The organism is Roseateles sp. GW821-FHT09H11, from assembly GCF_059415845.1.
The window spans coordinates 225,639-237,340 of record NZ_JBWKOA010000002.1 but is presented as its reverse complement, the minus strand read 5'-3'; the positions used below and the strand labels follow the sequence as shown (position 1 = coordinate 237,340).

Below are 11,702 nucleotides of genomic sequence, written 5' to 3'. Positions count from 1 at the left end.
GCCGTCCGGGCGACGGTCAGAAGAAGCTCTGCGGAATGATCAGGATGTCGCCGGGACGCATCTCGACGTTGGCGGACACGTCGCCGCGACGGATCAGGTCCTTGAGGCGCACGGAGTACTGCTTGTTGCCCTCGGCGGTCCGCAGGATGGAGGCGGAGTTGCCGGCGGCGAAGTCGGTCAGGCCGCCAACGGCGATCATCACGTCCAGCAGCGTCATCTTCTGCTTGTAGGGCAGGAACATCGGCTTGGCGGCTTCGCCGACGACGCGGATCTGCTCGCTGTACGGGCCGACGAAGCTGGTCACGATCACGGTCACCACCGGATCGCGCACGTACTTGCCGAGCTGCTTCTCGATGTCGCGGGCGACCTCGACCGAGTTCTTGCCCTGCACCTGCAGCTCATCGATCAGCGGGGCGGCGATCTTGCCGTCGGGCCGGACCGGCACCGTCAGCGACAGCTCCGGGTTGCGCCACACGATGATGTTGAGCTGGTCGCCGGCACCGACGACGTAGCTGTAGTCCGCCTGCGAGGCGGCGACCGGCGCGGGCGGCAGGTTGCCGGTGGTCGAGCAGCCGGCGAGCGCCGCGGCGGCGGCCAGCAACGCGGCGTGTGCCGCCTTGACGGAAGCGATCTTCAATCCAGTGTTCTTCACCATGTCCACCCCTCTGGAAGCTGACCGGATTGCACCTCAGCGCGCACGGGTGTGGAACCCCCTGGACTGAGGGCGATCCCTCCCTGACGTGAGCGATTTCCGTGCTAGCGGATCCGCCCCGGGGAACCGTCCGGATACACCCCCGAAACAACTCGGCGTGAAGCCGCTTCGAAATCCCCGCGGAAAACCTCATGACAGCGTCATGGAAAACCCGCAAGCGGGAAGCGTCAGTCGCTATTTCCCGCGCAGCACCGGCTTGATCAGCGCAATCAGCAGGCGCTGCAGCGGATGGGCATTTCCCCAGGGCCGCCAGGTGTGCTTGAGCCGGCCGCGATAGGCGTCGAAATGCATGCCCCACGGCGCGGCGCGCAAAGCGCCGCGATTCAGCAGCAGCTTCAGCACGCTGGTGCCCATCAGCCCCGCGCACAACTCGCAGGCCATGCCGGTGGAGGGCCCGCGCTTCTCCTTGAAATTCACCGCCTCGGGCGCGACCAGATACTGGCGGCTGAGCATCGCCGGCGATACCCCGGCGATGAAGCGCGCATATTGATCCTCGTGGTCGCGGCCTTCGACCTGGAAATAGTCCTCGAAACTCATCCCGGTCGGGCTGAAGTACAGGAACGCGGTGCCCATGCCCAGAGGCGCGGCGGTCATCGCGGGAATGCCCAGCTCGCGACAGCGGCGGAAAACCTTGCGGCGCACCTCGAGGACGAAGAAGTCCAGGCTGTCGACATACACGTCAACCCCTTTCAGGAACTCGTCGAGGTTGGCGTCGGTGACGCCCTCGCGGAAAAGACGGAGGTCGCTTTCCGGATTGATGTCGCGGGCCATTTCCGCGACCACGTCGATCTTGGGGCGGCCCATCGACGACATGAATGCCGCCGCCTGGCGATTCATGTTGTGGACGTCGAATTCATCGAAGTCGGCGATATTGAAATTGGCGATCCCCAGGCGCGACAGCGCCAGCACATGCGCACCGCCGACGCCGCCCAATCCAGCCACTGCCACGCGCGCCCGGCGCAAACGCTGCTGTTCGTCCTTCGTGACCCAGCCGATATTGCGCGAGAACGCGCGGTCGTAATCGAAGACGAAACCGGAAGGAGTGTCTCGCGTCATGGGGTCTCCCTTTATTCGAATCGCGCCGCCGCCAGACCACGCGAAATCGGTTCGCACAGCGCAGGCGAGGAGTATGCGCTCGCGCCATGACGGCAAAACGCTGAAAAGCGCCCGCGCCGGCCCTCGGGCAACGGACGGCCGGCGGCTCCCTCCCCCCCTCGACACCCCCCGATATGCGGGCCAGACCGCTGTCGAAAAACTTGACAGGACCCGTCGAAGATTCCCGCATCAGAATGTTAAGTCGTTGATTTAAAACGATGAAAGTTCGCTGGCACGGTTGTCGCTTTGATGTCCGCCAAGAAGCCGGCACGTGCCGCTTCCTAACGTGCTTCTGGCAAGACGCATCCTCAAGGAGAGACACATGTTCAAGCAAGCAAAGCTCGCACTGGCAGCGATGACGCTGGCAGCCGCGACGTTGCCGGCGATGGCAGCACCGCTGTACATCAACACCGGGCAGGACTTCAATCCCGAGCCCAACGGCTCGACCAACACCACGGTGTTCGACCAGCTGGGTTACAGCGGCACCCTGGCGACCTCGATCTATCTGGGCTCGCCGGCCACCCCCGGCACCACGGTGATCGACACCAACATCCCGTCGGTGATGAATTCGTACGGCTTCTCGGCCGGCACGCACACCACGCTGTCGGGCGGCTCCGCTTCGTTCAACTACCCGAACGCGCCGGCGCAGACCAACATCGATTCGCTGAACAACCCGGTCAACCCGACCGACCTGAACGGCTTCGTCGGCGGCGTGGGCTTCCCGGCCTACGGCTTCGGCAACGTCGGCGGCCTGGGCGGCGCGTGGGGCCTGACCTACTCGTACCAGATCGTGGGTACGACCGTGGACTCCACCGGCGACGGCGTGTCGGACTACGTGTCCTACACCAGCGGCGTCTTCAGCGTGTTCTATCAGAGCGCTGCGACGGATCCGAACAACGGCAAGGAAGTTCTGCGCCTGATCGTCACGGGTTCGGACATCCAGCTGACCAACCTGAATGTCAAGGGCTATGTCGACTACAGCTACGCTGGCGGCGACACCTTCATCCAGAACTTCTTCAACTCCGGCGAAGGCCTGGGCTCGCTGTACAGCAACTGGCTGAACAACAGCATCTCGGTGAGCTGGGTGCTCGACACCAACGTCGATCCCCCGATCCCGACCCCGGACCAACTGTGGAACTCCGGCGGCGGCCTGATCCGTCAGTCGACCCTGGACGGCTCGCTGGTCATCAACGTGCCGGAACCTGGCACGCTGGCCCTGGTCGGCCTGGCCCTGGCGGGCGTGGGCTTCGCCCAACGCCGCCGCGCCCTGCGCAAGTAATCAGCCTCGGCTGAATGCGAAAGCCGCCCCTCGGGGCGGCTTTTCCGTTTCCGATTCTCTTTCCTGCTCAACGCAGCGGCGTCACCACGCCGCGCCCTTGCGACCAGATGATCGCCACGACCTGCTGCGCGTCGTAGAGCGCGTTCACGTGCGCGATGCGGTTCGAGTAGTAGTCGCCCTCCGCCGCCATCACATCGAACAGCGAGCGCTTGCCGAGCTGTTGCCACTGCTGCAGCGTGAAGCCGCGGACGCGCTCGCTGCTGCGCAGGATGTCGACCAGCCGACGCGAACGGTCGAGCGACGAGGACGCGGCCTCGTACATCTCCTGCACGCGATAGCGCTTGGCCTCGATCGTCTCGTCACGCTGCAGCGAGGCCGCCTGCGCGCGTCGCCGCGCCGAGGTCAGCGCCGAGTCGGCGCCCGGCTGCACGATCGGGATGTTGACCGTGACGCCGCCGATCCAGTCGGTCTGCCGCGCCTGGCCGATCGTCGAATTCCCGCTGACCAGCAGGCTCACGCTGGGCTGCTGCCCGGCGCGCACCGATTCCGCGTAGCTGCGCTGCGCCTGAGCCTGCGCCGCGGCCGCCGACACGTCGGGCGACACCATCACGTCGGCCAGCATCTCGTTGAGATCGGGCAGGCGTGCCAGCACGGAACTCATGGCCGCGCCGCGCGGCAGATCGTCGCCGACGAAGCGCTTCAGCCTCACCTCGGTCTGACGCAGCGCCGAGGTCGTCTGCTCATACGACAGGTCGGCCTGCTGCAGACTCTTCTGCGCCTGCACGAGTTCGCTGGCGCGGCCTCGGTCGGCCTTGGTGATGATCTCCAGGGCCTCGACCAGGCAGGACATCTTGCGCACGTACTGGCTGTAGACCTGCGCCTGCAATTGATAGCGCCCGCGATCCAGCGCCAGCGACACGGTCTGGAGGGCGACCTGCTCCTCGGCGCTCGACTGGCCGTAGCGCGCGGCCTCGAGCAGCTGCGAGCGCCACTCGGTGAGCTTGGTGATGCGGCCGGAGTCGTAGATCGGCGCGGTCACGCTCAACGAGCCGCGCCCCTGGAGGCCGCTGGAGTTGTCGATCGAACCGTTGCCCGGCACGACGGTGCCGGTGTGACCGGCCGTGATGCCCATCGTCACCGTCGGCAGTCGCTGCGACTTGGCTTCCTCGAAGTCGGCCTCGGCCGCCAGCGTGAGCAGCCGGGTCGCGCCCAGCGCCTTGCTGCGGTTGAGCGAGCGGTTGACGAGGTCCTGCAACTGGGCGCGCGGATCGGAGTCGCCGACATCCAGCAGCGCCGTGTCCTTGGCGGACAGCTGCGCGGGCGGCAGCGTGCGCTCGTCCGAGCAGCGGCTGGGCGGCGGATCCTGCGCCCAGGCGGACGCGCTGAACACGCAGAGCGCCGTCAGGACGACGGTCGCGCCGGCGCTCAATCGGAAGGAGGAGATCGAGGCGCGCCGCAGGCTGCGGCGACGGGTGGTGTCGGTCATGGTCACGCGTACTGCAAGCAATTTCCCATGCCTCTACTGGACCATTCCAGCGGGAAATCGAAGCGCCGATAAGCGGCGCGCAACCGGACTGTTTCAGCCCTGACTCAGCGCTCTCGCAGCGCTTCCTTGGACTTCAGCATCGGCCGCAGCAGATAGCTCAGGACCGAGCGCTCGCCGGTGCGGATGTCCACCATCGCCGTCATGCCGGGGATCACCGGCAGCGGCTCGCCCTTGGCGCGCAGCGTGTTGCGCTCGGCCGTGATGAGCACGCGGTAGTAGGTGCCTTCGTTGTTCTTCTCGGTCTCGCCGAGCGCGTCGGGGCTGACGTACTCGATCTTGCCGTGCAGGCCGCCGTTGACGTTGAAGTCGTAGCCGTTGAGCTTGACGATGGCCGTCTGCCCGACCTGGATGTAGCCGATGTCCTTGGGCTTGATGCGCGCCTCGATCAGGATGCGCGGGCCGATCGGGACGATCTCCATGATCGGCGTGCCGGACGTGACGACGCCGCCCACCGTGTTCATCTTGATGTTCTTGACCAGGCCCTTGACCGGCGACTTCAGCACCGAGCGCGTGACCGCGTCACGGCGCACGACGAGCTGTTCGTCCAACTGCGCGAGGTCGGTCTGCGCCTTCGACAGTTCGGAACTCGAGTCCTGGCGGAAGCGGCTGATGCGCTCGTTGCGCTGCTGCTGCAGCTCGTTGACCTGGCGGGTGACGCGCATCACCTCGACGTTGGACATCAGGCCCTTGGACGCCATGTCCTGCGCCATCTTCTGCTCGGTGGCGAGCAGCCCGATGCTGCGGTTGATGCTGGCGGTCGCCTCCTCGAGGACGCGGCGGCGGGTGTCGAAGACCTCGGTCTCGCTGTCGACCAGGCGCTGCACGCCCTTGACCTCGTCGGGGAACTTCAGCGGCACGCCCAGCGCCTCGGCGCGCAGGCGGGAGACCTGCGCCATCAGACCCAGACGCTTGGCCTGGCTCTCGTTCTCGGCGGCCTCGGCGCGGGTCGGATCAAGTTCGGCCAAGGCCTCGCCAGCCTCGACTTCCTCGCCTTCATGGACCAGCAGCTTGCCCAGCGTGCCGGACTCCAGGCTGGCGATCACCTGTTCCTTGCCATCCGGCACGATGCGCGCGTCGCTGCGGGTGACCTCGTCGACCGTCGCGATCGACGACCAGGCCAGCCCCACCAGCAGCACCGCCGCCATCAGGTAGAGCGCCCAGACGGCGCGCGGCAGCGGCTCGTCGATCAGCGCCGACTGGACGCTGCCGACGAACAGGCCTTCTTCGCGGCTGAGGGTGCGGGACTGCGACATGGGGCGGACTTCTTCAGATCGGACGTCGGACGGCCATCACACCGACGCGGCGCGGTTCACCGCCTGCGCGGCCGGATGGACGTGAACGGGCGCGGCTTGCGGCTGCTGGCCCGGTTGCGGTTGCTGCTGCTGCGGCTGGCCGGGCGGGCGGGCGCCGGAGAGCGCCGCCAGGACCTGGTCGCGCGGACCGTCCATGACGAGGCGACCGGTATCGACGACAACGATGCGCGACACGAGTTCCAACACCGCCGGACGGTGCGTGACCATGATCAGCGTGCAGTCGCCGGCGGCGTCGCGCAGCTGACGGAGGAAGGCGATCTCGGACTGCGCGTCCATCGAACTGGTCGGCTCGTCCATCAGCAGGATCTGCGGTTTGGTGACGAGACTGCGCGCCAGCGCCACCAGCTGGCGCTGGCCGCCGGACAGCAGCGAGCCCATCTCGCCCACCGGCAGGTCCCAGCCCATCGGGTGACCGGCGACGACACGGTCCAGGCCGGTGAGCTTGGCGACCTCGACGAGCCGCTGCGCATCGACGTGGCGGCCCATCAGGACGTTGTCGCGCAACGTGCCGTGGAACAGCCGCGGCTCCTGCGACACGAAACCGACCTTGCTGCGGAATTCCGCTGGGTCGACCTGACGCAGGTCGATGCCGTCGATCTCGACGTGGCCCTCGGTCGGCTGGTACAGACCGGCCAGCATGCGCAGCACCGTCGACTTGCCGCTGCCGATGCGGCCCAGGATCGCGAGTCGCTCGCCGGGTTGCACGCGCATGGTGACGTTGCGCAGTACCTTGGGCGACTGCGCGTCGCCTTGCGCCGGGTACGAGAAGCCGATGTCGTTCAGGCCGATGCGGCCGGTGATCTGGTTCAGCGGGACGTAGTTGCGGGTGGAGTCGCGCTCCACCGGCGCGCTCATCACCGAGTTCAGCGACAGCATCGCCGCGCGGGCGCCCTGGTACCGGGTCGCCAGGCTCACGAGGCTGTTCAGCGGCACCGTGGCGCGGCCGGCGAACATGACCGCGCCGATCAGCGCACCGGCGCTGATGACGCTCTCGTTGATCAGGTAGACGCCCCAGACCAGCATCACGAGGTTGATCGCCTGCTGCATGGTCATCGAGATGTTCATGCTCCAGCTCGCCATCGTGCGGGCCTTGAGCGCGGACTCGGCGACGATGGCGGTACTGTGCTCGTAACGGCGCAGGAAGCGGCCTTCGGCACCGGTGGTCTTGAGGTCCTCGAGGCCTTCCAGCGCCTCGACCAGCGTGCCGTGCAGGTCGGCCGCCTCGGTCATGTTGGTGCGCATCGCACGACGCAGGTAGCCCTGGATGCCGAAGCTCATCAGCAGCATCAGCGGGATCGCCGCCATCAGCACCCAGCCCAGCGGGCCGCCGATGATGAAGGTCATCGCGACGAAGAGCACCACGAACGGCAGGTCCGTCAGCACCGACATCGTGGCCGAGGTGAAGAAGTCGCGGACGACTTCCACCTGCGCCAAGTAATGCGCGTAGGAGCCGGCCGATGCGGGGCGGTGCTCCATCCGCACGCCCAGCGTCTGGCGGAACAGCTTGGCGCCGACGATCAGGTCGGTCTTGCGGCCGGCGAGGTCGATCAGGTGAGCCCGCAGCTGGCGCGCGAAGAGGTCGAAGACCAGCGCCAGGCCGGCGCCGACGGCCAGCGTCCACAGCGTGACGAAAGCCTGGTGCGGGATGACCTTGTCGTAGATGACCGAGGTCACCAGGCCCGACACCATCATCAGCACGTTGCTCAGCAGCGCGGCGAGCATCGCCGACCGGTAGTACGGGATGAAGCGTTTCAGCGTGCCGAACAGCCAGTGCGAATCGGCCTGCAGCAGCGGGGTGTCGTCTTTCGCGCCGGCGATCGGCTTGGCCTGCGAGACCTCCTGGGGAGCGATCGCGAGGATGAAGCCGCTGTACTCCTGGTCCAGCTCCGAGGCCGGGGCGACGCAGCTGGCGGCCTCGGGGCCGGGGAACACGACCTCGTAGCGGACCGCGCCCGAACCGTCGTCGTCCAGGCGACGCACCAGCACGCAGGCGTCGCCGCCGTTGAGCAGCAGCACCGCGGGCAGCAGCAGCTGGTTGATTTCCTCGATGCCCTTGCGGAGCAGGCCGGCGTTGTAGCCGGCTTCGCGCATCAGGCGGATGGCCTGATCGGGGCTGAGCGCGCCTTCGACGGGCGCGCCGGCACGCAGCGATTCGACCGACCGGGCACGGCCATGATGCTGCGTCAGCCAGGACAGGCACTGCAGCAGCGGATCGACGGCCGGCTGCTGCGCCAGGTCCGCGAGCGGGTCGTGCGGCGCGTCCGGGATGCCGGGCGCACGCTGACCATCTTCCGCGGCCAGGCGCAGGCCGGGGCCGCGGGCGCGCTGGTCACCGTCGAAGAAGGGGTCGTGCGGCCGGTTCATTGATCAAATCTTTTCAGTTTCAGCCTCGATGCGCGAGGGCCAATTGCTCGAATTCGCGCTCGATGTCACGAACGATCGCCGGCATGTCGAAAAGTGCGCTGTTGTGCCCTTCGTCCCGCAGGTAGCGCTTGTAGGACTTCGCACGGCCAGGATTGAGGCCGATCTGGATGGCGCGCTGGACGTATTCCTCGACCGAGAAGGTGATCAGGTCCGGCAGGCCCACCGCCGTCAGCAGGCTGCCGCACATGCGGGAGATGTAGCTGCGGCCGGAGCGGGTCAGGATCGGGGTGCCCATCCACAGGCAGTCGCTGGCGGTCGTGCCGGCGTTGTACGGGAAGGTGTCCAGCACCAGGTCCGGCAGCTGGAAGCGCGCCAGGTAGTCGGGCGGCGCCACGCGCGGGGCGAAGATCAGCCGCGATGGATCGACGCCTGCGGACTCGGCCTCGCGCCGCAGGTTGGCCTTGGCCCACTCGTTGTCCGCCAGCAGCCACAGCACCGAGTTCGGCACGCCCTGCAGGATGCGCATCCAGGCGCCGAACACCTCGGCGTTCATCTTGTGGTTGTTGTTGAACGAGCAGAAGACGAAGGCGTCCTCGGGCAGCTCGTACTGGGCGCGCGTGGGGGTCGCCCCGATCTCGCGCTTGCGGTCGCTGACCTGGTAGCAATGTGGCAGGTAAATGGGCTTTTCGCTGCAGTACGGCAGGTATTCGGCCGGCATCGTGAAGCGATCCGCCAGGATCCAGTCCACGCCGGGCAGCAGCGAGGTCGCCGGCAGGCCCAGGTAGCTGACCTGCACCGGCGCCGGCCGATGGGCCAGGATGTTGGGGCGCGCGCCGCTGGTCAGGCCCTGCAGGTCGACCAGTACGTCGATCCCCGCCTGCGCGATCAGCTTGGCGGCCGTGGCATCGTCCATCGCGTTCAGGCGCCAGACCTTGTCCATGGACATCAGGATCCGCTTGCGCAGCGCGGTGCCGTCGTCGCGGCTCCAGTCGAAGGCATGGATCTCGAACTTCTCGCGGTCGTGCAGTTCGTACAGCTCGGCGGTCAGCAGGCCGACGGCGTGCATGCAGAGGTCGCCGGACAGGTAGCCGATCTTGAGCTTCCCCTGCTGGCGCGCGGCCACGGAAACAGGATGGCGCCAGAGCGCCTCCTTCTGCTTCGTCACCTTCTCGTGGACAAAGCGCTGCGCGGCGCCCATCTGCAGGGCGGGATCGTCGGTGGCGCTCAGCGTCGCCAGCAACGAGGTCGCAATGAGCAGCTTGTTGTGCGTAACTTCGCCGAACGGCTCGTAAACCGGCCACTTGCACTGCTTCTGGCGGATGTGCACGTAATGCTGCATCACGTCCGTCTGCTCGGGGTTGAGCGTAAGGCTGCGCACCATCAACGCTTCCGATTCGTCGTAGCGACGCTGCACTTCGAGCAGCCGGGCCGCGTTGTTCAGGGCGTGCGTGCGCAGGCCGGTCTGGTCGGCACCGAGGGCCTCCATCGGGCCGGCGCCTTCGTACACCTCGCGCCAGGCGCCGAGGGCCTCGTCGACACGCCCGAGGTGCTCCAGCTGATGACCGAGATTCAGACGGGCCTGGGCGAAGGTCGGGCTGATCGCCAGCGCCTGGCGATAGACCTGCTCGGCGCGTTCGTGCTGCTGGATGTTGCCCAGCACGGTGCCCCAGTTGTACAGCGCCACCAGACGCGCGGCGGGCGGCGGGCCCTCCTGCGCGAGCCACGTCTCATAGAGATGGGCGGCGGCATCGCCAAGATTCTGGCCCTGGAAGAAATTGCCGCGGTCCATCAGCTCCGGCAGCGGGAGCGAGCCCTCGCGGGCACGGGTCAGCAACTGCTCCCATTCCTGGGCCAGCGGGGCGGGAACGCTCAAGTTCGGCATGCTGGGGTGGGCGATGTCCATGTGATCGGGCTTTCGGGGCACGGTGGAGCGATCCGGCGGGCACGGCCGGACGTGCCGGCTCGGGCCCATGGGCCGCCTGTACGGGATTGTGTCCGTGCGTTCCCGGAAGCATCCCGGCAAATGGACGGTGCCGACCACCCATTTCCCCGCCTGGGACCTCCGCCCTGGGCGCGCCGCGGACACCGGCGACCCGCCCATTCAGCCCTTTATCGGCCGCCGGAGTGAGAACTTGAGCACGATTTGAGGCCCCCGTCACCGCCTTATTCGAGCTTCTTGTTACATGGCCGACTTCCACAATCGTCTCGCGATCCGGGCACTCAGAAGCCCGGACGCCGCGCGATAGAGCAAGCCCGCAAAGGGACGTCGAGGGACGCGCGTCCGATCAACCAGGACAAGAAGAACGCAGCCTATGAAAGCGATTCCGAGTCTGTCCCGTTGGGATGAGATCGTCGAAGCGGCGGAAGCGGTGGATTCCGTGGCGCCGGACGATTTCGAGACGCGGGCGGTGGAGACCCAGACCTGGACGGAACCGGCGGTCCGCCCCGGCGGTGCCGGCGGCGCGGCGATGAACGATGCGCCGACGCGGCGGCGCAACGGCGATTCCATCTTCCAGAGCCTGATGCGGCTGTGGCCCGGCGAAGGTCGCCGGCCCCAGGCCAGCGCCCGGGCGATGGCCCGGCTGCGCACAGCCTTCCGCGCCAGCGTCACCGACCTGGCCGACGATGCCGATGTCGACACGCAGGAGCGCGTGCGCGCCCTGCTCCGGCACATCGTGCATGCCCGCCATCCGCAGGACCTGTGGCACCTGCGGACGGCGATCTACACGGAAGTGGCCCGGTGCGTCGACCAGGCGGAAGCCGAGGCGCGCCTGATCGCGCTCAATCGGCAGCTCGAGCAGGGGAAGAGCCTGCTGCGACGCCTGCTCGGCTGATTACTTCGGCTGACCCAGGAAATCCATCTTGCCCAGCGGCACGCCGGCGTGGCGCAGCAGCGCGTACAGCGTGGTGGCGTGGAAGAAGAAGTTGGGCAGGTTGAAGAAGCGGGTGAAGTCCTGCCCCTGGAACTGCAGCGGCTCCTTGTCGCGCCGCGGCACGCTGACCGCACGGGTCTCGGAGCCGTTGATCTGCTCGGCGCTGACCGACTTGATGAAGTCGCGCGTCTTCTGGATGCGCTGGATCAGCTCTTCCAGCGTGGCTTCGCTGTCGGGCCAGCTCGGCACCTCGATGCCGGCCAGACGCGCGACGCCGCTCTTCGCCGCATCGCTGGCGATCTGGACCTGGCGCGGCAGCGGGAGCATGTCGGGCGCCAGGCGCAGCGTCAGGTAGACCGATTCGTCGAAGCCCTTGGCCAGGGCGTGATCGCGCGCGGTGCGGATCCAGGTCTGCATGTTGCTCAGCATGCGGTCAAACACCGGGACGGTGGCGGCGTACATGTCCATGGGAGTCTCCTTGTCTGGGATGGGGGGATGCGATGCGGGCGCGATGCTAGTG

9 protein-coding genes are annotated in these 11,702 nt (G+C 67.3%); 2 read left to right on the top strand and 7 right to left on the bottom strand.

Features of this window, described 5'->3' with window-relative positions; translation table 11 throughout:
• Window positions 1-16 precede the first annotated feature (16 nt).
• The gene (locus tag AC07PR_RS08170; RefSeq protein ID WP_377153390.1) at window positions 17-655 is read right to left on the bottom strand and encodes an XrtA/PEP-CTERM system exopolysaccharide export protein; all 639 of its coding nucleotides are present in this window, start codon (window positions 653-655) and stop codon (window positions 17-19) included.
• A gap of 231 nt (window positions 656-886) precedes the next feature.
• Complete coding sequence (locus AC07PR_RS08165) at window positions 887-1,768, bottom strand: ThiF family adenylyltransferase (RefSeq protein WP_495134980.1); 882 nt, start codon at window positions 1,766-1,768, stop codon at window positions 887-889.
• 361 nt (window positions 1,769-2,129) lie between these two features.
• Here AC07PR_RS08165 and AC07PR_RS08160 point away from each other — a divergent pair, with 361 nt between their 5' ends.
• Window positions 2,130-3,086, top strand: a complete 957-nt coding sequence (locus AC07PR_RS08160) for a PEP-CTERM sorting domain-containing protein (RefSeq protein ID WP_495134979.1) — start codon at window positions 2,130-2,132, stop codon at window positions 3,084-3,086.
• A gap of 67 nt (window positions 3,087-3,153) precedes the next feature.
• Here AC07PR_RS08160 and AC07PR_RS08155 read toward each other — a convergent pair whose 3' ends face one another.
• The 4 genes from AC07PR_RS08155 to AC07PR_RS08140 all read right to left on the bottom strand — a co-directional run bounded on the left by AC07PR_RS08155 (window position 3,154) and on the right by AC07PR_RS08140 (window position 10,182).
• The gene (locus tag AC07PR_RS08155) at window positions 3,154-4,572 is read right to left on the bottom strand and encodes a TolC family protein (RefSeq protein ID WP_495134978.1); all 1,419 of its coding nucleotides are present in this window, start codon (window positions 4,570-4,572) and stop codon (window positions 3,154-3,156) included.
• A 104-nt stretch (window positions 4,573-4,676) separates the two neighbouring features.
• Window positions 4,677-5,885: an HlyD family type I secretion periplasmic adaptor subunit gene (locus tag AC07PR_RS08150; protein WP_377153381.1), complete on the bottom strand. Its 1,209-nt coding sequence runs from the start codon at window positions 5,883-5,885 to the stop codon at window positions 4,677-4,679.
• A 36-nt stretch (window positions 5,886-5,921) separates the two neighbouring features.
• The gene (locus AC07PR_RS08145; RefSeq protein ID WP_377153379.1) at window positions 5,922-8,309 is read right to left on the bottom strand and encodes a type I secretion system permease/ATPase; all 2,388 of its coding nucleotides are present in this window, start codon (window positions 8,307-8,309) and stop codon (window positions 5,922-5,924) included.
• A gap of 19 nt (window positions 8,310-8,328) precedes the next feature.
• On the bottom strand, window positions 8,329-10,182 hold the full coding sequence (locus AC07PR_RS08140; RefSeq protein ID WP_495134977.1) for an O-linked N-acetylglucosamine transferase, SPINDLY family protein: 1,854 nt from the start codon (window positions 10,180-10,182) through the stop codon (window positions 8,329-8,331).
• Window positions 10,183-10,621: 439 nt separating this feature from the next.
• Here AC07PR_RS08140 and AC07PR_RS08135 point away from each other — a divergent pair, with 439 nt between their 5' ends.
• Window positions 10,622-11,143 carry a hypothetical protein gene (locus tag AC07PR_RS08135; protein ID WP_495134976.1) on the top strand — a complete coding sequence of 174 codons (522 nt, stop codon included), beginning with the start codon at window positions 10,622-10,624 and terminating at the stop codon, window positions 11,141-11,143.
• Here the strand turns inward: AC07PR_RS08135 and AC07PR_RS08130 are convergent, their stop codons facing one another.
• On the bottom strand, window positions 11,144-11,650 hold the full coding sequence (locus AC07PR_RS08130) for a DUF1993 domain-containing protein (RefSeq protein ID WP_431104479.1): 507 nt from the start codon (window positions 11,648-11,650) through the stop codon (window positions 11,144-11,146).
• Window positions 11,651-11,702: the final 52 nt, after the last annotated feature.

Excerpts from the sequence above, each read along its gene's own strand:
- AC07PR_RS08170 (WP_377153390.1), bottom strand. The coding sequence starts at position 655 with ATGGTGAAGAACACTGGATTGAAGATCGCTTCCGTCAAGGCGGCACAC.
- AC07PR_RS08165 (WP_495134980.1), bottom strand. The coding sequence starts at position 1,768 with ATGACGCGAGACACTCCTTCCGGTTTCGTCTTCGATTACGACCGCGCG.
- AC07PR_RS08160 (WP_495134979.1), top strand. The coding sequence starts at position 2,130 with ATGTTCAAGCAAGCAAAGCTCGCACTGGCAGCGATGACGCTGGCAGCC.
- AC07PR_RS08155 (WP_495134978.1), bottom strand. The coding sequence starts at position 4,572 with ATGACCGACACCACCCGTCGCCGCAGCCTGCGGCGCGCCTCGATCTCC.
- AC07PR_RS08150 (WP_377153381.1), bottom strand. The coding sequence starts at position 5,885 with ATGTCGCAGTCCCGCACCCTCAGCCGCGAAGAAGGCCTGTTCGTCGGC.
- AC07PR_RS08145 (WP_377153379.1), bottom strand. The coding sequence starts at position 8,309 with ATGAACCGGCCGCACGACCCCTTCTTCGACGGTGACCAGCGCGCCCGC.
- AC07PR_RS08135 (WP_495134976.1), top strand. The coding sequence starts at position 10,622 with ATGAAAGCGATTCCGAGTCTGTCCCGTTGGGATGAGATCGTCGAAGCG.
- AC07PR_RS08130 (WP_431104479.1), bottom strand. The coding sequence starts at position 11,650 with ATGGACATGTACGCCGCCACCGTCCCGGTGTTTGACCGCATGCTGAGC.